This window comes from Candidatus Pantoea formicae, from assembly GCF_011752625.1.
GTDB classification, from domain to species: domain Bacteria; phylum Pseudomonadota; class Gammaproteobacteria; order Enterobacterales; family Enterobacteriaceae; genus Pantoea; species Pantoea formicae.
In genome coordinates, this window is record NZ_VWXD01000007.1 from 1 (window position 1) to 22,151 (window position 22,151).

19 protein-coding genes are annotated in these 22,151 nt (G+C 52.4%); 12 read left to right on the forward strand and 7 right to left on the reverse strand.

Going from position 1 to position 22,151, the window contains the following annotated elements; genetic code table 11:
• Positions 1–502: 502 nt before the first annotated feature.
• On the forward strand, positions 503–1,906 hold the full coding sequence (mdtD, locus tag F3J38_RS18955; RefSeq protein WP_167140950.1) for a multidrug transporter subunit MdtD: 1,404 nt from the start codon (positions 503–505) through the stop codon (positions 1,904–1,906).
• Here mdtD and rbsR read toward each other — a convergent pair.
• The 7 genes from rbsR to kup form a co-directional block, all read right to left on the reverse strand.
• Positions 1,903–2,886 carry a ribose operon transcriptional repressor RbsR gene (gene rbsR, locus F3J38_RS18960; protein WP_167141335.1) on the reverse strand — a complete coding sequence of 328 codons (984 nt, stop codon included), beginning with the start codon at positions 2,884–2,886 and terminating at the stop codon, positions 1,903–1,905. The two genes, mdtD and rbsR, sit on opposite strands and share 4 nt — an antisense overlap.
• Before the next feature lie 13 nt (positions 2,887–2,899).
• The gene (gene rbsK, locus F3J38_RS18965; protein WP_167140952.1) at positions 2,900–3,829 is read right to left on the reverse strand and encodes a ribokinase; all 930 of its coding nucleotides are present in this window, start codon (positions 3,827–3,829) and stop codon (positions 2,900–2,902) included.
• 64 nt (positions 3,830–3,893) lie between these two features.
• The gene (rbsB, locus tag F3J38_RS18970; RefSeq protein WP_167140954.1) at positions 3,894–4,769 is read right to left on the reverse strand and encodes a ribose ABC transporter substrate-binding protein RbsB; all 876 of its coding nucleotides are present in this window, start codon (positions 4,767–4,769) and stop codon (positions 3,894–3,896) included.
• 27 nt (positions 4,770–4,796) lie between these two features.
• Positions 4,797–5,768 (reverse strand): ribose ABC transporter permease, encoded by a 972-nt coding sequence (gene rbsC / locus F3J38_RS18975; RefSeq protein ID WP_034830072.1) that lies wholly within the window; start codon positions 5,766–5,768, stop codon positions 4,797–4,799.
• Positions 5,765–7,273, reverse strand: a complete 1,509-nt coding sequence (gene rbsA / locus F3J38_RS18980; protein WP_167140956.1) for a ribose ABC transporter ATP-binding protein RbsA — start codon at positions 7,271–7,273, stop codon at positions 5,765–5,767. Before rbsA ends, rbsC begins: the two co-directional genes overlap by 4 nt.
• 7 nt (positions 7,274–7,280) lie before the next feature.
• The gene (gene rbsD / locus F3J38_RS18985) at positions 7,281–7,700 is read right to left on the reverse strand and encodes a D-ribose pyranase (RefSeq protein WP_167140958.1); all 420 of its coding nucleotides are present in this window, start codon (positions 7,698–7,700) and stop codon (positions 7,281–7,283) included.
• A 175-nt stretch (positions 7,701–7,875) separates the two neighbouring features.
• The gene (gene kup, locus F3J38_RS18990; protein ID WP_167140960.1) at positions 7,876–9,744 is read right to left on the reverse strand and encodes a low affinity potassium transporter Kup; all 1,869 of its coding nucleotides are present in this window, start codon (positions 9,742–9,744) and stop codon (positions 7,876–7,878) included.
• A gap of 299 nt (positions 9,745–10,043) precedes the next feature.
• On the opposite strand from kup, the gene ravA reads away from it, so the two are divergent.
• From ravA to atpF, 11 genes are all read left to right on the forward strand, one after another.
• Positions 10,044–11,540, forward strand: coding sequence for an ATPase RavA (gene ravA, locus F3J38_RS18995; protein ID WP_167140962.1), 1,497 nt, complete (start codon positions 10,044–10,046; stop codon positions 11,538–11,540).
• Positions 11,537–12,997: an ATPase RavA stimulator ViaA gene (gene viaA, locus F3J38_RS19000; protein WP_167140964.1), complete on the forward strand. Its 1,461-nt coding sequence runs from the start codon at positions 11,537–11,539 to the stop codon at positions 12,995–12,997. The genes ravA and viaA overlap by 4 nt, the downstream gene beginning before the upstream one ends.
• 66 nt (positions 12,998–13,063) lie before the next feature.
• The gene (ovoA, locus tag F3J38_RS19005) at positions 13,064–15,190 is read left to right on the forward strand and encodes a 5-histidylcysteine sulfoxide synthase (RefSeq protein WP_167140966.1); all 2,127 of its coding nucleotides are present in this window, start codon (positions 13,064–13,066) and stop codon (positions 15,188–15,190) included.
• 107 nt (positions 15,191–15,297) lie between these two features.
• Positions 15,298–15,759 (forward strand): transcriptional regulator AsnC, encoded by a 462-nt coding sequence (gene asnC / locus F3J38_RS19010; protein ID WP_034830053.1) that lies wholly within the window; start codon positions 15,298–15,300, stop codon positions 15,757–15,759.
• 153 nt (positions 15,760–15,912) lie between these two features.
• Positions 15,913–16,353 (forward strand): FMN-binding protein MioC, encoded by a 441-nt coding sequence (mioC, locus tag F3J38_RS19015; protein WP_167140968.1) that lies wholly within the window; start codon positions 15,913–15,915, stop codon positions 16,351–16,353.
• Positions 16,354–16,794: 441 nt separating this feature from the next.
• Positions 16,795–18,684 (forward strand): tRNA uridine-5-carboxymethylaminomethyl(34) synthesis enzyme MnmG, encoded by a 1,890-nt coding sequence (gene mnmG / locus F3J38_RS19020; protein WP_167140969.1) that lies wholly within the window; start codon positions 16,795–16,797, stop codon positions 18,682–18,684.
• A gap of 47 nt (positions 18,685–18,731) precedes the next feature.
• Positions 18,732–19,349, forward strand: coding sequence for a 16S rRNA (guanine(527)-N(7))-methyltransferase RsmG (gene rsmG, locus F3J38_RS19025; protein WP_167140971.1), 618 nt, complete (start codon positions 18,732–18,734; stop codon positions 19,347–19,349).
• 713 nt (positions 19,350–20,062) lie between these two features.
• Positions 20,063–20,443 (forward strand): F0F1 ATP synthase subunit I, encoded by a 381-nt coding sequence (gene atpI / locus F3J38_RS19030; protein ID WP_167140973.1) that lies wholly within the window; start codon positions 20,063–20,065, stop codon positions 20,441–20,443.
• An 8-nt stretch (positions 20,444–20,451) separates the two neighbouring features.
• Positions 20,452–21,270, forward strand: coding sequence for a F0F1 ATP synthase subunit A (gene atpB / locus F3J38_RS19035; RefSeq protein WP_167140975.1), 819 nt, complete (start codon positions 20,452–20,454; stop codon positions 21,268–21,270).
• 50 nt (positions 21,271–21,320) lie between these two features.
• Positions 21,321–21,560, forward strand: coding sequence for a F0F1 ATP synthase subunit C (gene atpE / locus F3J38_RS19040; protein ID WP_003849523.1), 240 nt, complete (start codon positions 21,321–21,323; stop codon positions 21,558–21,560).
• A 107-nt stretch (positions 21,561–21,667) separates the two neighbouring features.
• On the forward strand, positions 21,668–22,138 hold the full coding sequence (atpF, locus tag F3J38_RS19045) for a F0F1 ATP synthase subunit B (protein WP_167140977.1): 471 nt from the start codon (positions 21,668–21,670) through the stop codon (positions 22,136–22,138).
• Positions 22,139–22,151 lie beyond the last annotated feature (13 nt).

Sequence of the window (22,151 nt, forward strand, 5' to 3'; positions counted from 1 at the left end):
TAATGAATTTCATTATGTGTTCACTCGTGAGACTTGATATTTTTTACGTCCGGAGACGCTGATATCAATCCTGCGAGTGCCCACACAGATTGTCTGATAAATTGTTAAAGAGCGGTGCAATCAGCGCCTTAAGCTGCTGTTGCGAGGTGGCGTATATTACGCTTTCCTCCTTCAGAGTCAAACACTTTTTTCAGCGTTTTCTCCGGCGGGGTGAATCATTTCACTCCCTGCTGAGCCGTCTGCGTTGCCGCTTTGCCGTCTCAGTGGTGGCGCATTATAGGGAGTTATTCGGGGCTGACAAGGGTTTATTGCAAAAAATTGACTGAGCGCTACTTTTTTAACCGAACAGGCTAAAAACAGACATTTCTCGATCAATAATCAGTCAAAAGCGCCCGTTTAGCGGCACAAATCAGCGTCACGCATATAAGCACCAATGCTATTCTGTTACTCCAACGCCGTTTTCTTTGTTGCAGACTGAACAATTATTAAAGAAGGATTTTCAATGATTCGCTCCGCGCGCAGTATGGCCGGCTTGCCCTGGATCGCCGCAATGGCATTTTTCATGCAAGCCCTCGATGCCACCATCCTCAATACTGCGCTCCCTGCTATCGCCACCAGCCTTGAACGTTCTCCCCTCGCCATGCAATCTGCCGTTATCAGCTACACGCTTACCGTGGCGATGCTGATCCCTGTCAGTGGCTGGCTGGCCGATCGCTTTGGCACGCGCAAAGTTTTCATTATTGCCGTATCGCTGTTTACGTTGGGTTCTTTAGCTTGTGCGCTGTCGGGTTCGCTGAGCATGCTGGTTGTCTCGCGCATTATTCAGGGCGTTGGCGGCGCGATGATGATGCCGGTCGCGCGTCTGGCATTGTTGCGTGCTTATCCACGCAGTGAATTGCTGCCGGTACTTAACTTTGTGACCATGCCGGGATTAGTCGGACCGATTCTGGGACCGATGCTCGGTGGGCTACTAGTCACCTACGCCAGTTGGCACTGGATATTCCTGATCAACATTCCAATCGGCATCGCTGGCATCTTCTATGCGCGTAAATTTATGCCGGACTTCACCACGCCTAAGCGTCGCTTTGATTTTGGCGGTTTCATTCTGTTTGGTTTGGGTCTGGTGCTGATATCCGTCGGTATCGAACTTTTTGGCGAACGTATTGTGTCACCCTGGCAGGCAGTGCTGGTGCTGCTGGCCGGTGTCGCGTTGTTGCTTCTTTATATAGTGCATGCGCGTCGTCATCCGGCACCGCTGATTAGCTTACCGATGTTTAAAACCCGTACCTTCTCGGTTGGCATCATCGGTAATATTGCGGCACGCTTGGGCACGGGCTGCATTCCGTTTTTAATGCCATTGATGTTACAAGTCGGTTTTGGTTATCCCGCATTGATCGCTGGCTGCATGATGGGACCCACCGCGATTGGCTCACTGCTGGCTAAATCCACCGTGACACAAGTTCTGCGACGTTTCGGTTATCGTAAAACGCTGGTCGGCATCACTATCATCATCGGCTTCCTCGTCGCCAGTTTCTCGCTGCAAACACCGGGTGAAAGTGTGTTAATGCTATTGGCGGCACTATTTGTATTAGGGATGGCGATGTCAACGCAGTTCACCGCCATGAATACCATCACACTGGCAGACTTGAATGATGAGAACGCCAGCGGCGGAAATAGCGTGCTCGCAGTGACACAGCAGGTATCGATTAGTTTTGGTGTGGCCGTCAGTGCCGCGGTGCTGCGCTTCTGGCAGGATATTGAAAGCACCACCGTGCAACAATTCCACGCCACCTTTATGACGATGGGTGTCATCACCGTGCTCTCAGCGTTTGCTTTCTTGATGTTACGTCCAGGTGATGGCCGTAATCTGATCGCTAATCGCGAGAAAAAGAAAAAAACTGCTTAAACCGAACCGCGTTCCACCAGCTCCGGCGTCAGCACCAGCGTTTGCTGGCTGGCGTCAGGATCGCTCATACGATGGATCAGCGTATCAATCGCCAGTTCGCCCAGCTCATCTTTGGGTTGATGGATAGTGCTGAGCGGCGGTGTGAGGTAACGCGACAGTTCTATATTGTCATAGCCCATCACTGCAATATCTTGCGGCACGCTTAACCCCGCCTGGAATAGCGCGTGATAAACGCCCACTGCCATCGCATCATTACTGGTGAAAACCGCTTCAGGCAATAACTCTAACGTCAGCAGTTGGTTCATCGCGTTGAAGCCACCCTGAAATTCGAAATCACCGTCGACCACATAACCGGGCAATACCGGCAATCCACTGCTGGCCATGGCTTTACGGAATCCATCCAAGCGCAGACGCGCAGGCGTTTTGTCCTGCGGCCCGGCAATGCAGGCAATGCGCGTGTAACCACGATCGATCAGATGCTGCGTCGCCAGTTCGCCGCCTAGCAGCGCGTTATCCTGAATAATGTCGCCACGCCCCTCAAACGGCGCCCAGTCCATCATCACCATAGGTACGGACGGATAACGATTGAGGATCTCCGCAGAGGGGAGGTGCGTTTCAGTACACATCATCAGTAACCCATCGACACGCTTTTGCATCAGCGTTTCGAGGCTGCGATTCATGCGTTCTTCATCGCCTTCGGTGTTACACAGAATGAGGCTATAGCCGCGTTCGTAGCAGCTATTCTCCACGCCACGCACCACTTCGGAATAGAACGGGTTACTACTGGCCGTCAGCAGCATACCGATGGTACGCGTCTGATTGATCTTCAAACTGCGCGCCAATGCGGAAGGCGCGTAGTTCAGCTCACGAATCGCTTGCTCAACCTTTTCCCGCACCTGCTCGCTAACAAAGCGATTGTTATTGATGACGTGGGAAACGGTGGATGTTGAGACGCCCGCCAGGCGGGCGACATCTTTCATGGTCGCCAAAGGCTTAACCCTGTTGCTGCAGGAAGGTGTCGATCTCAGCGCGCCACGGCACTGAGGGCTGAGCGCCAGGACGCGTCACCGCAATCGCGGCGGCGGCATGAGCAAAACGGACCGCATCATGCATTGCCACTCCTTCTAAACGCGCAGTAATGAAAGCACCATTGAAGGTATCACCTGCCGCAATCGTATCGATAGCCTGAACGCTGAAGCCTGGAATGCGCACACCTGTGCCTTGCTCACTCAGCCATACACCACGACGCCCTAAGGTGATCAGTACCGTGTGAATGCCTTTTTCATGTAACGCCTGTGCTGCACGCGCTGCGTCTTCATCACTTTTTACCGCAATGCCGGTTAAAATTTCGGCTTCGGTTTCATTCGGCGTGATGATATCAATTAAAGCCAGCAACTCGTCAGAGAGCTGGGTCGCAGGAGCAGGGTTCAGGATCACCTGGGTGGCATTGGCACGAGCAATCTCTGCAGCAGCCAACACGCTTTCCAGCGGCGACTCCAGTTGCATCAGCAGTGCGTCCGCCTGAGCAATCACCTGCTGATGACGCGCCACGCAAGCTGGCGTCAGTGCCGCGTTAGCACCCGAATAGATGCCGATATTATTCTCACCTTCGCCGTTAACGAAGATCATCGCCACACCGGTGGCTTCATCCGCCACGGTTTCCACCGGCGCGGTATCAATACGGTCCTGCTGTAATTGCTGGCGGATGCGCTCGCCAATGTCATCTGCACCGACACAGGCAATAAAAGCGATGTCGGCACCGGCACGCCCCGCAGCCACAGCCTGATTAGCCCCTTTGCCACCAAAAGCAATCTGATACTGTTTTCCGATCACCGTTTCACCCGGACGTGGAAAGTGGGTGAGGTTAAGGATGTGATCGGCATTAATGCTGCCGAGTACCGCCAGTTTTGCACTTGTGTTCATAGGGTTTGATCCAGAAAGTTGCGCCACCGGGAAGGTGGCGCGTTGCCATGCTTTTCTTTGTTTTTTATTTGGTAACCAGCTTCAGGTCAACCGGGTTAACCGCCTGTACTTTTTCGCCTTTCAGCACTTTATCTGCAGTATCAACACCAATCACGCCAATTTTATCGGGCATCTGCGCGACGGTAGCGGTCAGTTTACCGGATTCTACTGCTTTCACACCGTCTGCCGTGCCGTCGAAACCGACCACCAGCACATCAGTTTTACCCGCTGTCTGCAGCGCACGCAGTGCACCCAGCGCCATTTCGTCGTTCTGTGCAAATACGGCCTGCACATCTGGATGTGCCTGCAGCAGGTTCTGCATCACGTTCAGACCTTTAGTGCGGTCAAAATCGGCAGGCTGGCTCGCCAGAATATTAAATTTGTGTGCATCGGCTGCCTGTTTGAACCCTTCGCCACGCTCACGCGCTGCGGAAGTCCCGGCAATACCCTGCAGTTCAATAATTTTCGCGCCATCGCCCAGTTTCTTCGCAATGAAGTCACCGGCCATTTTGCCGCCAAAGCGGTTGTCAGAGGCAACGTGACTCACCACGGTACCCTGCGCAGCAACGCGGTCCAGAGTAATCACTGGAATGTTTGCCTGGTTGGCCATTTTCACAGCGTTGCCCACGGCATCAGAATCCGTTGGGTTGATCAGCATCAGCTTGGTGCCGCGCACAGTCAGATCCTGTACGTTTGCCAGCTCTTTCGCCGGGTTGTTCTGAGAATCCAACACCACCAAGTTATAACCCAGTTTGTCAGCTTCTTTCTGTGCGCCATCTTTCAGTGACACAAAGAACGGATTATTCAGAGTCGATACAACCAGCGCAATGGTGTCCTTTGCCATCGCGCCAGCACTGAGGGTGGCGCCAAGGACGACGGCCAATGCAGTTAACTTTTTCATTTATATAATCCTGTGTGAAGGTCAGAGTTATTTACTGCTTTTGTTATCCACCAGCACTGCCAGCAGAATGACGACGGCTTTAACAATCATTTGGTAGTAAGAAGACACGCCCATCAGATTCAGGCCGTTGTTCAGGAAACCAAGAATCAGTGCACCAATCAGCGTGCCCATGATGCGACCTTTACCGCCTGCCAGGCTGGTTCCACCCAGCACCACCGCCGCGATAGCATCCAGTTCATAACCGGTACCCGCTGTAGGTTGCGCAGAGGAGAGACGTGCCACTTCAATGGTGCCCGCCAGCGCTGCCAGCAGACCACACAGTGAATAGACGATGATTTTGACTCGGTTAACATTGATACCTGACAGTCGAGTCGCCGCTTCATTACCGCCCAGCGCATAGATATAACGACCCAAACGCGTGTGATGCAGCATGTACCAAGCCAGCGCAAACACGACTGCCATCAGCCATACCGGTGTTGGGATACCCAACGGACGGCCAATACCGAACCAGCCAAACAGATCGGCGTTATCACTGAAACCGGTATTGATCGGGCTACCGTTGGTGTACACCATGGTGACACCGCGCAGCAGCAGCATCATCACCAGCGTGGCGATAAAGGCCTGCACCTTGCCGCGAGCCACAATCACCCCAGTAATCCCGCCGATTGCCGCACCAAGTGCCAATGAAGCGGCGACCGCCACCAGCGCATTCACTTCCAGGCCGACAATCGATGCCGCGACAGCGCCGGTGAGCGCCAGCAGCGATCCCACGGACAGATCAATACCCGAAGTGAGAATCACCAGCGTCATCCCCACGGCCATAATGGCGTTGACCGAGGTCTGCTGCAGGATGTTGAACATGTTGGCAACGGTGAAGAAATTCGGGCTTTGGCTTGCTACCACGGCGATCAGCACAATCAGCGCAATCAGCGACTTCTGCTCCAGCAGCCAGGCTTTGCTGAACCAGCGACGGCTGGCGGGTAAGGTTTGGGTGCTCATACAACTAACTCCTCGCTGTGTTGCTTACCGACTGCTGCTGCCATCAGGGATTCCTGGGTAGCCTGCTCACGGGAAAATTCGCCACTCAGATGGCCTTCATGCATCACCAGGATGCGATCGCTCATGCCTAACACTTCCGGCATTTCAGACGACACCAAAATGATGCTCAGCCCTTCGGCTTTAAATTGGTTAATTAACTGATAAATTTCTTTTTTCGCACCCACGTCTACGCCACGAGTCGGTTCATCAAGAATCAACACGTCTGGGCGCGTCATTAAGCCACGCGCAATCGCCACTTTCTGCTGGTTACCACCAGACAGCAGGCCAATCGGCTGCTCCATAGAAGGGGTTTTAACGTTGAACAGGCGAATAAAGTCACCCACCGCTAGCTGCTCTTCACTATGCTTGAGATTACCCGCCGCGCGGCTGAAGTAACGCAGCGCGGTGAGCGACATGTTCTCTTTCACCGACATGCCGAGCACCAGCCCATCGCGCTTACGGTCTTCGGATATGTAGACGATGCCGTTCGCCAGACCATCCTGAGGAGAGCGAGTCATGATTTCGCGGCCGTTAAGCGTCACGGTGCCCTTACTGCGCGGCAATGCGCCGTACAGCACTTTCATCAGTTCGGTGCGGCCCGCGCCCATCAACCCGGAAATACCGAGGATCTCACCCTTACGTAAGGTGAAACTAACGTCATCCACGCCTGGACCGCTGAGGTGTGCGACTTTCAAACGAATGTCGCCAGGCTGTTGATCAATGTGCGGATATTGATCTTCCAGCTTACGGCCAACCATCATCTCGATCAGGCTCTCTTCACTGAGATCGCTTACCGCACGCTCGGCAATAAACTGGCCGTCGCGGAATACGGTGACGTCATCGCAAATCTCGAAGATCTCTTTCATGCGGTGCGAGATATAAACAATGCCGCAGCCCTGCGCTTTTAGTTCATTAATCACGCGGAACAGCGACAGGGTTTCGGTATCGGTCAGCGCATCGGTCGGTTCATCCATAATGATGACCTGCGACTCGAAGCTGAGCACTTTCGCAATCTCGACCATTTGCTGATCGCCAATGGATAAATCGCCCACCAGCTTATGGCTGTTGAAACGTAAGTTCAGGCGATGCAATAAAGCATCCGCCTCGGCATACATCCGTTTCCATTCGATGCGACCAAAGCGGTTAACAAATTCACGACCCAGAAAAATATTCTCCGCGACAGTCAGTTGCGGAATCAGGTTGAGTTCCTGATGGATGATACCAATGCCCGCTTCCTGCGATGCTTTCGGTCCAGAAAAAGCCACATCCTTGCCGAGCCACTGCAGCGAACCGGCATCCATGCTGTAAATGCCAGTCAGCACTTTCATCATGGTGGACTTGCCCGCGCCATTTTCACCGACCAGCGCCATCACGCGGCCCGGATAAACAGCAAGCGAAGCACCGTTCAGCGCCTTGACGCCGGGAAACGACTTTTCAATCCCTTTGAGTTGCAATAACGGTTGCATAACGGCCTCAGAAGGTCACGCCAGCGCTAAGGATGACATTCGCATACGGAGAACACTCTCCGCTGCGAATGACCGCCTGACTACGCTGTGTTTCTTGTTTGAACTGTTCATGGCTGGTGTAACTGATGGTGATGATATTCCCCTGGTGCCGTTGCAAGGCATCGAGCACGGCGAGCAGTGCGCTGTGAAGCTGCGGGTTAAGCTGTTTGATCTCTTCCGCCATCAGGGCGCTTTCGACTTGCATCTCCTGCGTGACAACATCCACCACCTGTAAAAATTCGGGCGTTCCCGGTGTTAATGCTAAATCGATACGCTGTGGACCGGCCGGAATCGGCAAGCCTGCATCAGCAATCGTCAGCGTGTCGGTGTGGCCCAGGCGGGCAATCACATGAGAGATTTCAGCGTTTAACAAGCGACCTTTTTTCATTTCTTCCACTCCACAGCGAAACGTTTCGCTGACCGGAAGTGTATTAAATGTACGCAGCAACTCAATGGCATCATCACGGAAATGTGATCGCCATCGAAACGTTTCGCTTGCGCCGGGGTGAATTTGAGTTTGGCCGTAAAAAGGGCCGCATCAGCGGCCCTTAAAAGGAGAGAAGTTAAATCTCGACTTGGGTGCCCAACTCGATGACACGGTTAGGCGGAATTTCAAACTGATCCGGCGCGCGAAGCGCATTACGTTGCAGCGCAAGGAATAGCTTGCCACGAAGGCGCAGATACCATGGGCGATCGCCGATAATCAGCGATTCATGCGACATGAAGAAGGAGGTTTCCATCATGCGGCAGTTGAGACCTTCCAGCCCGCAGCGGTGGAAAATCTCTTCCACATTTGGCGTTTCACGCCAACCGTAACTCGCCACTACGCGCCAAAAAGTTGGCGACAACTGCTCAATGGTCACGCGACGCACATTGTGTACGTAAGGCGCATCTTCAGTACGCAGCGTTAACAGCACCACGCGCTCATGTAGCACCTTGTTGTGTTTGAGGTTATGCAGCATGGCAAACGGAATCACGTTCAAGGCACGCGACATATACACCGCGGTGCCCGGCACGCGCACCGGCGGGGATTTCTCCAGTGAGGCGATCATCGCTTCAAGGGAGTTGCCGTGCTCATGCATACGACGCAGCAAACGGAAGCGCTCGCTTTTCCATGTGGTCATTACGATAAACATCATCAGCGCCAACGTCAGCGGTAACCAGCCACCTGAGAACACCTTGATCAGGTTGGCTGAGAACAGTGAAACGTCGATACACAGCATGCCAATCAGGATCAGAATCACCAGATAACGGTTCCAGTGCCAGTTTTGAATCGCCACCGTAGAGCAGAGAATGGCGGTCAGCACCATGGTGCCGGTTACTGCGATGCCGTAAGCCGCGGCCAGGTTGCTCGAGTGTTCAAAGCCCACGATGACGATAACCACAGAGAAGTAGAGCAGCCAGTTGATCACCGGGATGTAGATCTGACCGGATTCCTCTTCCGAGGTGTGCACAATGCGCATCGGCGGTAAATAGCCCAAACGCACCGCCTGGCGCGTCAATGAGAACACACCGGAGATAACCGCTTGCGAAGCGATGACGGTCGCCAGCGTGGCCAGAATCAGCATCGGAATCAACATCCAGTCAGGCGCCAGCAAGAAGAAGGGGTTCTTGATCGCCTCAGGATTTTTCAGCAGCAGCGCACCTTGGCCAAAATAGTTGAGCACCAGCGAGGGCAGAACAACGATAAACCAGGCAAGGCGAATCGGGAATTTGCCAAAGTGCCCCATGTCCGCATACAGCGCTTCTACGCCGGTAATGGCCAAAACCACCGCACCCAGCGCGAAGAACGACACCGTTTTGTACTGAATAAAGAAATGCAGCGCCCAATACGGGTTCATTGCATGCAGGACGTCAGGATTGTTGATGATGCTGCGCGCACCCAACACCGCAAGAATGATAAACCACAGCAGCATCACCGGCGCGAAAAGCTTGCCGACGATACCTGTACCGTGTTTTTGAATCACAAACAGCAGCGTTAACACCGCAATAGCAAGGGGAACGATATAGGTATCGAGACTGGGTGCAGCAATTTCCAGACCTTCAATGGCGGACAACACCGAAACCGCCGGCGTAATGACCACTTCGCCGTAAAAGAAACTGCCGCCAATCAAACCCATGATGACAAGAATGGCTGTGGCTCTGGCACCGGTATTACGGCCCGCCAGTGACATCAGGGTCAGGATACCGCCTTCGCCGGCGTTATCAGCACGCATCACGTAGCTGATGTACTTCAGCGACACGACGAGAATCAACAGCCAGAAGATCAGCGATAAAAAGCCAAAAACGGCTTCACGTTCCACCCCAAAGCCAAACTGGCCAGAGAGACATTCACGCAAAGTATAGAGCGGGCTGGTACCAATATCGCCATACACTACGCCAATCGCGGCGAGTGTGACTGCGCCGAGGGACTGCTTCTTATCCGAGCTCATAAGTTGTCTTTTGTTGGAGCCGATAAGGCATTTGCCTACCGCTCAAGCCATCAAAAAGCGCACAGTATGCACATATTCCCAAAAAAACCTACTCTTACAACATGTCACCATCACGTCAGCGACGCGGTTTTTCGCCGAAATTAGGCGAAAAAAACCGCCTGAAGCAGCGAGTTCTCTCGTCTCAACCTTCTGAAACAAAAAAGCTGACGGCTATCAACGCAATCAAGCATGATAACCAGTAGAGTATTGCGCTCGCCAGAATATGACGGCTCCAGGATCAGAAGGACAATGATGTGATTATGGCTCAACCCCATCTTTTGGCAGAAAGAATTTCTCGCCTGAGCAACGCCCTTGAGAAGGGGTTGTATGAACGGCATCATGCGATCCGCCTGTGCTTACTGGCTGCATTGAGTGGCGAGAGCGTATTTTTGCTGGGGCCACCGGGCATTGCCAAAAGCTTAATTGCCCGTCGTTTGAAATACGCCTTCCAGCACGCCCGCGCCTTTGAATACCTGATGACCCGCTTTTCCACCCCCGAAGAAGTCTTTGGTCCATTATCGATTCAGGCATTGAAGGATGAAGGGCGCTATCAGCGATTAACCAAAGGCTACCTGCCAGATGCCGAAATCGTCTTCCTGGATGAAATCTGGAAAGCCGGCCCGGCGATTCTGAACACCTTACTGACCGCCATCAACGAACGCCGCTTCCGCAATGGCGACAGTGAAGAAAAGATCCCGATGCGCTTGCTGGTGACGGCTTCCAACGAATTGCCAGAAGCCGACAGCGGGCTGGAAGCGCTGTATGACCGTATGCTGATCCGGCTGTGGCTGGATAACGTGCATGAGAAGCAGAATTTCCGCAGCATGCTCACCCACCAGCAAGATGAAAACGATAATCCGGTGACGGAAGCGCTGCGCATCAGTGATGAAGAGTATCACCAGTGGCAGAAAGGCATCAGTCAGGTGAGTTTGCCCGATCATGTGTTTGAGCTGATTTATCAGCTGCGCCAGCAGCTGGAAACGCTGCCTGACGCGCCTTATATCTCCGATCGTCGCTGGAAAAAAGCCATACACCTGCTGCAAGCCAGCGCCTTTTACAGCGGTCGCGTGACCATTGCGCCCATCGATATCATCTTGTTGAAAGATTGCCTGTGGCACGACGTCGCCTCGATGAAGCTGTTAGATCGTGAAATCGATGTGCTGATGACGCAACACGCCTGGCAGCAGCAGCCACTGCTGCATAAGCTGCAGCAAATCAAAGCCCGTCGTCTGGCACTGCAACAGCAGCAGAGCGTGGCGCAAGCGCTGACTTTGGAAAAACACAGCGGCATGTTCAGCCGCAAACCGCATTACGAATTGCCCGCTTCGATTGCTGACGAACAACTGACGCTGATGCTGCAACAACCGTTAATGCTGCACGATATGCAGGTCACGCATGTGCTGATTGCTCGCGAAGCGCTGAACCAGTGGTTAATAAAAGGCGGAGAAATTCGCGGTAAGTTGAACGGCATCGGCTTCGGTCAAACACTCGATCTGCTGGTGGATGCGCATCACTGCCTGACATTGCGTGACGTGAGCCTACAATCCACGCGATTAACCTTACCGGGTGCCAGCAGCAGCAGCGAAATGCCGCAGGAAATCATGGATGAATACGACGCACTGGATACGCAATTGCGCGCCCAGCGCACGCTGTTTAGCCAACACCAGCGCTGCCTGTTTATTAGTGATGACTGGCTGGCACGCATTGAAACCAGCTTACAGGACGTGGCGGAACAGCTAAAACAGGCACGTAAATGATCTCGCTGGAGACGCTGAGCACGTTGTTATCGATTGGCGAAACAGAGTTAATCGAAGAGTTGATTCTGGCCCTGCTCGCGTCGCCACAGCTGGCGCTGTTCTTTGAAAAATTTCCGCGTATGAAGCAAGCCTTAATGCGCGATTTACCACGCTGGCGCAGCGAGATCGCCGAACAGATGAAAACCACGCCGGTGCCGGATGCGCTGGCGCAAGAGTTTCAACTGTTTCAGCAAATGCAGTTACTCAGCACGCAGGACTTCAGCCACCAGCTTCCCCACATCATGTCGCAGCTAAAAAGCCTGCCTTCGCCGTTTATTGAAGAAGCCAGCAAACTGCTGCTGCACAACGAAACTGAGCAACTGAGCAATGCGCAGCACACGCTGTTTTTGCAACGCTGGCGACTCAGCCTGACGCTGCAGACCTTGACGCTCAACGAAACCCTCCTTGAGGAGCAGCGCGAACGCCTGATGGCCGAGCTGCAACAGCGAATGGCAATCAGCGGGCAGCTGGCGCCAATTCTCACCGACGATGATGAAGCCGCAGCCGGGCGTCTGTGGGATATGAGCAAAGCCCCGTTACAGCACGGCGATTATGAACTGATCGTGCAATATGGCGATTTCCTCGCACAGCAGCCGGAATTAATGAAACTGGCGCAGCAGTTGGGCCGCAGCCGCGAAGCCAAATCGGTGCCGTCGCAGGATGCACCGCTGGAAGCATTCCACCAACTGGTGCGCGAACCCGATCATGTGCCGGAAGAGGTCAGCGGCATTCATCAGAGCGATGACGTACTGCGTCTGTTGCCGCCGGAGTTGGCGGCGCTGAGCATCAGTGAACTGGAGCTAGAATTTTATCGCCGTCTGGTCGAAAAACGCCTGCTGACATATCAATTGCAAGGTGATGCATGGCATGAAAAAGTCACGCTACGCCCCGTCAGCCACCAGCAGCATGAAGAGCAGCCGCGCGGTCCCTTTATTGTCTGCGTTGATACTTCTGGTTCAATGGGTGGATTCAACGAACGCTGCGCCAAAGCCTTCTGCCTTGCGCTGTTAAAGGTGGCTTTAGCCGATAAACGCCGCTGCTACATCATGCTGTTTGCCCATGACGTGATCGGTTATGAACTCACGGCAGACAGTGGCATTGAGCAGGCCATCCGCTTCCTCAGCCAGCGTTTTCGCGGTGGTACCGATCTCGCGGCCTGTCTTGCCGCAGTGGTGCAGCGTATGGACGGCAGCTTGTGGCAGGAAGCGGATGCGGTGATCGTGTCAGATTTTATCGCTCAACGCCTACCTGACGATCTCGTTAACACCATCAAGCAGCGTCAGCGGCAGCATCAACAGCGTTTTCACGCCGTGGCGATGTCGCTTCACGGTAAGCCAGGCATTCTACGTATCTTCGATCACATCTGGCGTTTCGATACAGGGCTGAAGAGCCGCTTGCTGCGCCGCTGGAAGCGCTAATTCATCTGACGGAAATGCTTATTTGCTATAGTGATAAGTTCGCACACTGAGCATCTGGAGCATCTTGTGACTACCGCCCAACTTCCTGCACCTACCCGCACCTTGCAGCTCTCCGGCCAAAACGCCGAACAAAAACGGAGCGAGCTGCTGGCCTATTTCACCCAAACCTGGGAGCTGTACGAAAGCCTGTTTGATTGCCTTGCCGATGAGCGCGCTTATTTCGATAAAGCCATCTCCTTACGCCACCCGTTAATCTTCTATTTTGGCCACACCGCTACTTTCTACATCAATAAGTTAATGGCCGGACGCTATCTGGAAAACCGCGTAGACGATCGCATCGAAGCGATGATGGCGATAGGCGTGGATGAAATGAGCTGGGATGATCTTAATGACAGCCACTATGCATGGCCAACCGTCGAAGAAGTGCGTGATTATCGCGGCAAAGTGAAAAGCCTGGTGAGTGAATTCATTCGCACCATGCCACTTGAACTCCCCATTACATGGGAAAGCCCTGCTTGGGTGATCTTAATGGGTATCGAACATGAGCGTATTCATCTGGAGACCTCCAGTGTATTGATGCGCCAACTGCCTATTGCTTGGGTAAAACCTCAACCGCATTGGCCAGTGTGTTCGCAGGCGCGCCATGACCGAGCATCAGTACCGGCTAACAGCTTGATTAATATGCCCGGAGGCCGCGTACAGCAGGGGAAAGCGGACGACACCTACGGCTGGGACAATGAATACGGTCATCAGGTCACCGAGCTTAAGCCTTTCAAGGCCAGCAAAATGTTAGTCAGCAACGCCGAGTTTTACCGTTTTATCGCTGCCAACGGTTATCAGGATCAACGCTGGTGGGATAACGAAGGCTGGGGCTGGCGCGAATTTTCTGGCGCACAAATGCCGACATTTTGGGTGGGTGACGTATCGCAACCCGATCAGCTAAAACTGCGTTTGATGACCGAAGAAGTGGCCATGCCATGGGATTGGCCAGCGGAAGTGAATCAGTTGGAAGCGGCGGCCTTCTGCCGCTGGTTGGCAGAAGAGACAGGGAAATCCATCCAGCTACCTTGTGAAGCCGAATGGATGCAGTTACGCGAGCAGGTAAGCGGCGACCAACCCGACTGGATCGACGCACCAGGCAATATCAACCTGGCCTATTGGGCTTCATCAAGCCCGGTGGATCGCTTTGCGCAGGGTGAGTTTTTCGACATCGTCGGCAATGTCTGGCAGTGGACCACCACGCCGACTAACGGTTTCGAAGGGTTCAAAGTGCATCCGTTATACGATGATTTCTCGACGCCAACCTTTGACGGCAAACACGCGCTGATCAAAGGCGGCAGCTGGATTTCTACCGGCAACGAGGCGTTGAAATCGGCTCGCTATGCTTTCCGCCGTCATTTCTTCCAGCATGCCGGTTTCCGCTATGTGGTTTCGTCACACGAAGAGACCATGGCACTGAATCCGTATGAAACCGATAGCATGGTGTCGCAGTATCTCGATTTTCAATATGGGCCAAGCTATTACGACGTCCCTAATTACGCCGCTGCGCTGGTGGAAAAAGTGCTGCCGCACTGTCATGCGCGCAGCGCGGCACTGGATATCGGCTGCGCCACCGGTCGCGGCAGCTTTGAGCTGGCTCGCTATTTCGATGCCGTGACCGGAATGGATTATTCCGCGCGTTTCATTGATGTGGCCTTGCAGCTGACTTCCGGTGAAGACTTCCGCTATGTGGTACCGGAAGAGGGTGAGCTGGTGGAGTATCGCCAGGTGCGGTTGAAAGATTTTGATCTCAGCGATGAGCAGGCAAAACGCATTCAATTTTTGCAAGGCGATGCCTGTAATCTCAAACCGCAGCCGGATCGCTACGATCTGGTACTGGCTTCCAACCTGATCGATCGCCTGCGTCAGCCGCAGCGTTTCCTACAGGACATCACGCCGATGATCAAATCTGGCGGATTGCTGGTGCTCTCTTCGCCATATACCTGGCTGGAAGAGTTCACGCCAAAAGAGAACTGGCTGGGCGGCGTGCGCGAGAACGGTGAAGCACTGACCACCTACCAGGCATTGCAGCGTTTACTGCGTGAGGATTTCGAAGAAGTCGCTGCACCGCAGGATGTGCCCTTTGTGATCCGCGAGACGGCACGCAAGTTTCAGCATACTCAAGCACAGCTCACACTCTGGCGTAAGCGTTAAAAAAGCGTGCAGACTGCGGCACCCGCGCAGTCTGCACGTTGCCTGCAATGCTAATTTGCTGCACATTCTCCACTGTTCATAGAAGAAGAACCTTAAGAGGATGGATGATGGCGGAACAACTGCAACTGGATAACCTTGATCGCGGCATTCTCAATGCTCTACTTGAGAATGCGCGAACCGCTTATGCCGAACTCGCTAAACAGTTCAACGTCAGCCCCGGTACCATTCATGTGCGTGTCGAAAAGATGAGACAGGCAGGCATTATTTTAGGCACGCGCGTAGAAATCGATCCCCGCCAGCTTGGCTTTGATGTGTGCTGCTTTATCGGCATTATCCTGAAAAGTGCGCGCGACTATCCCGCCGCCCTCAGCAAACTCGAAGCGCTGGATGAAGTGGTCGAAGCCTGGTACACCACCGGCCACTACAGCATCTTTATTAAGGTGATGTGTCGATCCATCGATGCACTGCAGCAGGTGCTGATCAATAAGATCCAGACCATTGATGAAATCCAGTCCACTGAAACCCTGATCTCGTTGCAAAACCCGATCATGCGCACCATCAAGCCATAATTCCCTCATTCCTGTGTACAAACTTATCCTTGGCGGATCACATACGTGATGCGCCTTGTCGCCTGATGCTTTCTGTTATTAACCCTGTTTTCCACAGGTGGATCACGGCTTGATCACAGCGTACAATGCTCGCCTTTAGTGCGGGAGAGCATCATGGCCGATATTACCTTAATCAGTGGCAGTACCCTTGGCAGCGCCGAATACGTCGCCGAACATCTGGAAGCAAAACTGCAGGAAGCGGGCTTTTCAACCGAGGTGCTGCACGGGCCGGAGCTGGAAGAGCTGCCTCAAGAGGGGATCTGGCTGATTGTGACGTCCACGCACGGTGCAGGTGAACTGCCAGACAACTTGCTTCCTTTATATGAAGCATTGCAAGAGACACAACCGGATCTTTCCGGCGTGCGTTATGGCGCAGTAGGGATTGGTAATCACGAGTACGATCTCTTTTGTGGCGCAATCAAGTTAATAGAAGAGCAACTTAATCAGCTGGGTGCAAAACGCATTGGCGATCGCCTTGAGATCGACGTTCTCGAGCACGAGATTCCTGAAGATCCTGCTGAAGTGTGGGTTGAGACCTGGAAAACGCAGATTTAAAACGATCCCAGCCGGTTGGGGATCGGGAAAACAGGCCGATCCCCAGATTATTTCGCTGTTTTACTCTTTTTTTTACCGATTGTTCTGTGGATAACATAGCCTTAATCTTGCGTATAACCGGTAGTTATCCAAAGAACAACCCATGATGCTTTTTTCAGCTGTGTATAAGTAGCTCTTTTGATCCCAGCTTATACGGATCAGGATCACCGATCATTCACAGTAAGTGATCCTCGCTAATCCTCTGTAAAAGAACTGTTTTTCTGGGTTATCAACAGAACCTCGCGATCCTAATAAGAGATCTAACAGAGAGATCATATAAAAGAATAAAGATCCTTTCTTTTAAACCGCAGGATCCCGCGGCTTTCGCAGCAGACAGAATTTCAGTAGAATCCACCGCCCAGGGCAACGATCCCTGTCCGAACATTAACGAGGACCCACTTCATGTTTTATCCAGATCCTTTTGACGTCATCGTAATTGGTGGTGGTCATGCGGGCACAGAAGCCGCGATGGCCGCTGCTCGAATGGGTCAGCAAACGCTGTTGCTCACCCATAACATTGATACGCTTGGACAAATGTCCTGCAATCCAGCGATCGGTGGTATCGGAAAGGGACATCTGGTTAAGGAAGTGGATGCCTTAGGCGGCTTGATGGCCACCGCAATTGACCAAGCGGGTATCCAGTTTAGGATACTAAACGCGAGTAAAGGCCCTGCGGTACGTGCGACGCGTGCACAGGCTGACCGTGTACTGTATCGCCAAGCGGTACGCACCGCGTTGGAAAATCAGCCTAACCTGATGATCTTCCAACAGGCTGTTGACGATCTGATTGTCGAGAACGATCGCGTTGTCGGTGCCGTTACGCAGATGGGTCTGAAATTCCGCGCGAAAACCGTGGTTCTGACGGTTGGTACTTTCCTCGACGGCAAAATTCATATTGGTCTGGATAATTACAGCGGTGGACGTGCAGGCGATCCGCCATCCATTCCATTGGCAAAACGCCTTCGTGCGCTGCCACTGCGCGTAAATCGCTTAAAAACCGGCACGCCGCCGCGTATTGACGCGCGCTCAATCGATTTCTCCGTGCTGACACCGCAACATGGCGATACGCCAATGCCGGTATTCTCGTTCATGGGGAATGTCTCCCAGCACCCACAACAAGTGCCGTGCTGGATTACCTACACCAATGAGCAAACTCATGATGTGATCCGCAACAACCTTGATCGTAGCCCAATGTATGCTGGGATCATCGAAGGGATCGGTCCACGTTATTGCCCATCGATCGAAGACAAAGTGATGCGCTTTGCCGATCGTAATGCACACCAGATCTTCCTTGAGCCAGAAGGCTTAACCAGTAACGAAATCTATCCGAACGGCATCTCGACCAGCCTGCCGTTTGATGTGCAGATGCAGATCGTCCGTTCAATGAAAGGCCTGGAGAATGCGAAGATCGTGCGTCCTGGCTATGCCATTGAGTATGACTTCTTCGATCCGCGCGATCTGAAACCCACGCTGGAAAGTAAATTTATTCACGGCTTGTTCTTTGCTGGCCAGATCAATGGTACGACCGGTTACGAAGAAGCTGCTGCACAAGGTTTACTGGCTGGCTTGAACGCTGCTCGCGCATCAGCAGACAAAGAAGGCTGGGCACCGCGTCGCGATCAGGCTTATCTGGGCGTGCTGGTGGACGACCTTTGCACACTTGGTACCAAAGAACCGTACCGCATGTTTACCTCACGTGCCGAATATCGTCTGATGCTGCGCGAAGATAATGCTGACCTGCGCCTGACAGAAACAGGGCGTGAGTTAGGCTTGGTTGATGACGCGCGTTGGGCTCGTTATAACCAGAAGCTGGAAGCGATTGAGTTGGAACGTCAGCGTCTGCGCGATCTTTGGGTTCATCCAAAATCCAGCAACGTTGATGAAGTGAACAGCGTGATCAGTGCGCCATTGACGAAAGAAGCCAGTGCCGAAGATCTGCTGCGTCGTCCAGAAATGACGTACGAGCTTTTGATGACGTTGCCAAGTTACGGTCCTGCACTGGCTGATGCTGAATCTGCTGAGCAGGTTGAAATCCAGGTGAAGTACGAAGGCTATATTGCGCGCCAGCAGGAAGAGATTGATCGCCAGCAGCGCAATGAAAACACCTTGCTGCCAGTGGATCTCGACTATCGTCAGGTGAATGGTCTGTCGAATGAAGTCATCGCGAAGCTCAACGACCATAAGCCAACATCCATTGGTCAAGCCTCGCGTATTTCTGGCATTACGCCAGCTGCAATCTCAATTCTGCTGATTTACCTCAAAAAACAGGGTCTGCTGCGTAAAAGCGCCTGATAGACTTCGGGGCGAGGCAACTCGCCCCTGTTAACGGAACTTTCCTTGTGATTAACAAACTCTCTCAGCTGCTCAAAGCGGCAAACATTTCCCTTACCGATCAACAAAAACAGCAGTTGGTCGGCTATGTTGAATTGCTGCATAAGTGGAACAAGGCCTATAACCTGACGTCGGTACGCGATCCACAGCAGATGCTGGTGCGCCATATTCTCGACAGCGTCGTGGTGGAACCTCACTTGCAAGGCGAACGTTTTATTGATGTCGGCACTGGACCGGGCCTGCCAGGTATTCCTCTGGCGATTGTTCGTCCGCAGTCGCATTTCACCTTGTTGGATAGCTTAGGTAAACGCGTACGCTTCTTACGCCAGGTACAGCATGAGTTAGGGCTCACTAACATCACACCTGTTCAAAGCCGCGTTGAAGAATTTCCTGCGGAACCACCTTTTGATGGGGTGATTAGTCGCGCATTCGCTTCGCTGGAAGATATGCTGAACTGGTGCCATCATCTGCCTGGCCCTTCAGGCCGCTTCTACGCATTGAAAGGTGTACGTCCTGATGATGAAATCACGGACTTGCCAGCCGGCTTTACTGTAGAGAAAATCGAGGCACTGCACGTTCCTGAATTGGATGGAGAGCGTCATCTGGTGATCATTCGTCGCGAATAGCCACGAAAACAGTGCGGATTTAAGTCAATCAGTCCCCTTTATCTTTGAAAATGCATTGAATAAAAAAACAGCGGTTGAACACTTTTAGTCAAAAGCTTTTATTCGGCAGGGCAGGGAGGAGGGGTTAACAACCGACGCGGAAATTATCCGAAAAGGTCTGTTACATTTAACGAATAATTCACATTTCATTATCACTTAGATCACTTTATTGGCTGTATTTACCTGACCAAATAGTCACGCCAGAAAATATAACTCTGCAATAAATCGGCGTGCGTAATATCAGTTTTGCGTTTTTATTGCGCCCTCTGATGTCAATAGAGTGTTTTTATCGAAAATCATGGCAACTTGTTGGATGAGTAATTCTAACTTTATGATTTAAAAATATTTTAACAGGATTTGAAATCTTAAAATTCATGTTTAATACAAATTTATCCGCTTATGCATTGCTTATAATGTGATCTAAAGCACGCTTTAAAAGCAAGCTAACACGGCAATTTCAGACTTTTGGTCAAGCCATCGTGGAAGGTGATGTTTTGAAAAATAGCCCTCCAGAAAGAAATTTAAATAATTGTTCACCTTTTCGCTACTTACCGATTGAAATCGCAGGTGGCGCCCGTATAATTTGCACGGCTTTTGCTGCTTGACTCAAATGAGTAAAGGCAGTCTTATACGACACGCGACATACCCCGTTCGGGGCAGGAGAGTTCAACGCCATGTCAGTGTCACTTTACAGTGTGAAATTAGCCCGGACCGTGCTGGTTATCCAGCTGGTGACTTTTGTCATCATCGGCGCGCTCTTTATGCTGAAAGATGTCACCTGGGGCGCCTCTGCCATCGCGGGTGGTGCGGCAGCTTGGCTGCCAAATGTGTTGTTTATGTTTTTAGCCTGGCGCCTGCAGGATCAAACACCTGCCAAAGGTCGCGTGGCCTGGAGCTTCGCCTTCGGTGAAGTGTTGAAGGTGTTCACGACAGTCATTTTCCTTATGGTGGCGCTAGGTGTGTTTGGAGCGGTCTTCTGGCCTCTCGCAATCACTTGGTTATCGGTGCTGGTGGTGCAGATCGTCGCGCCGGCTGTAATTAACAACAAAGGGTAAGAGGCATCATGGCTGCTGGGGAAATCTCTACTCCGCAAGAATACATAGGTCACCACCTGAATAACCTTCAGCTGGACCTGCGTACTTTCGAGTTGGTGAATCCGCACGACGCTCCTGCGACGTTCTGGGTATTAAATATCGATTCCATGTTTTTCTCTGTGTTACTGGGACTGGTTTTCCTGGTGTTGTTCCGCAAAGTGGCAAAAAGCGCTACCAGCGGTGTACCAGGGAAATTACAAGCGGCTATCGAACTGGTTGTCGGTTTCGTTGATAACAACGTACGTGACATGTACCACGGTAAAAGCAAACTTATCGCCCCGCTGGCTCTGACAATTTTTGTCTGGGTCTTCCTGATGAACTTCATGGATCTGCTGCCTATCGACCTGCTGCCATTTATCGGTGAGCACTATTTAGGCCTGCCAGCGCTGCGCGTTGTGCCGTCTGCAGATGTGAACATCACGCTGTCTATGGCGTTGGGCGTCTTTATTTTGATTCTGTTCTACAGCATCAAAATGAAAGGCATTGGCGGCTTCACCAAAGAACTGACGCTGCAGCCTTTTAATCACCCGATCTTCATCCCAATCAACCTGATTCTTGAAGGTGTTAGCCTGCTGTCTAAACCGGTTTCACTCGGTCTGCGACTGTTCGGCAACATGTATGCGGGTGAGCTGATCTTTATCCTGATTGCCGGCTTGCTGCCGTGGTGGTCGCAGTGGGTGTTGAATGTGCCATGGGCCATTTTCCACATCCTGATCATTTCGCTGCAGGCTTTCATTTTCATGGTCCTCACGATCGTCTATCTGTCGATGGCATCTGAAGAACATTGATTTTTTTATCTCAACACTAAGCTTTTAACTGAAACAAACTGGAGACTGTCATGGAAAACCTGAATATGGATCTGCTGTACATGGCTGCCGCTGTGATGATGGGCCTGGCGGCAATCGGTGCTGCGATCGGTATCGGCATCCTCGGGGGCAAATTCCTGGAAGGCGCAGCGCGTCAGCCGGATCTGATTCCTCTGCTGCGTACGCAGTTCTTTGTTGTAATGGGTCTGGTGGATGCAATCCCAATGATCGCTGTAGGTCTGGGTCTTTACGTGATGTTTGCGGTCGCCTAAACCTGGTAGCCTTGTTCACTCATGGCACCCGGTGTGATGAGGAACGGATTCTGCCGTTTATCGTTGATAGCGGCAGAGCAAGTTAACTTAATAAGAGGCATTGTGCTGTGAACATTAATGCAACAATCCTCGGCCAGGCCATCGCGTTCATTCTGTTTGTCGCGTTCTGCATGAAGTACGTATGGCCGCCGATCATGGCTGCCATCGAAAAGCGCCAGAAAGAAATTGCTGATGGCCTTGCTTCTGCTGAGCGCGCGAAGAAAGATTTAGATCTCGCGCAGGCCAATGCGACCGACCAGCTGAAGAAAGCGAAAGAAGACGCTCAGGTCATTATCGAGCAGGCGAACAAACGCCGTGCCCAGATTCTGGACGAAGCGAAAACCGAAGCTGAGACTGAACGTAACCGTATCGTGGGACAAGCGCAGGCAGAAATCGAAGCCGAGCGTTCACGTGCCCGTGAAGAGCTGCGTAAGCAAGTCGCGTTGCTGGCATTAGCTGGCGCCGAGAAAATCATCGAACGTTCCGTTGATGAAGCTGCTAACAGCGACATCGTTGATAAACTGGTCGCTGAACTGTAAGGAGGGAGGGGCT

Bases quoted from the DNA above. Each gene is read 5' to 3' on its own strand.
- mdtD (WP_167140950.1), top strand. From the start codon at position 503: ATGATTCGCTCCGCGCGCAGTATGGCCGGCTTGCCCTGGATCGCCGCA.
- rbsR (WP_167141335.1), bottom strand. From the start codon at position 2,886: ATGAAAGATGTCGCCCGCCTGGCGGGCGTCTCAACATCCACCGTTTCC.
- rbsK (WP_167140952.1), bottom strand. From the start codon at position 3,829: ATGAACACAAGTGCAAAACTGGCGGTACTCGGCAGCATTAATGCCGAT.
- rbsB (WP_167140954.1), bottom strand. From the start codon at position 4,769: ATGAAAAAGTTAACTGCATTGGCCGTCGTCCTTGGCGCCACCCTCAGT.
- rbsC (WP_034830072.1), bottom strand. From the start codon at position 5,768: ATGAGCACCCAAACCTTACCCGCCAGCCGTCGCTGGTTCAGCAAAGCC.
- rbsA (WP_167140956.1), bottom strand. From the start codon at position 7,273: ATGCAACCGTTATTGCAACTCAAAGGGATTGAAAAGTCGTTTCCCGGC.
- rbsD (WP_167140958.1), bottom strand. From the start codon at position 7,700: ATGAAAAAAGGTCGCTTGTTAAACGCTGAAATCTCTCATGTGATTGCC.
- kup (WP_167140960.1), bottom strand. From the start codon at position 9,744: ATGAGCTCGGATAAGAAGCAGTCCCTCGGCGCAGTCACACTCGCCGCG.
- ravA (WP_167140962.1), top strand. From the start codon at position 10,044: ATGGCTCAACCCCATCTTTTGGCAGAAAGAATTTCTCGCCTGAGCAAC.
- viaA (WP_167140964.1), top strand. From the start codon at position 11,537: ATGATCTCGCTGGAGACGCTGAGCACGTTGTTATCGATTGGCGAAACA.
- asnC (WP_034830053.1), top strand. From the start codon at position 15,298: ATGGCGGAACAACTGCAACTGGATAACCTTGATCGCGGCATTCTCAAT.
- mioC (WP_167140968.1), top strand. From the start codon at position 15,913: ATGGCCGATATTACCTTAATCAGTGGCAGTACCCTTGGCAGCGCCGAA.
- mnmG (WP_167140969.1), top strand. From the start codon at position 16,795: ATGTTTTATCCAGATCCTTTTGACGTCATCGTAATTGGTGGTGGTCAT.
- atpI (WP_167140973.1), top strand. From the start codon at position 20,063: ATGTCAGTGTCACTTTACAGTGTGAAATTAGCCCGGACCGTGCTGGTT.
- atpB (WP_167140975.1), top strand. From the start codon at position 20,452: ATGGCTGCTGGGGAAATCTCTACTCCGCAAGAATACATAGGTCACCAC.
- atpE (WP_003849523.1), top strand. From the start codon at position 21,321: ATGGAAAACCTGAATATGGATCTGCTGTACATGGCTGCCGCTGTGATG.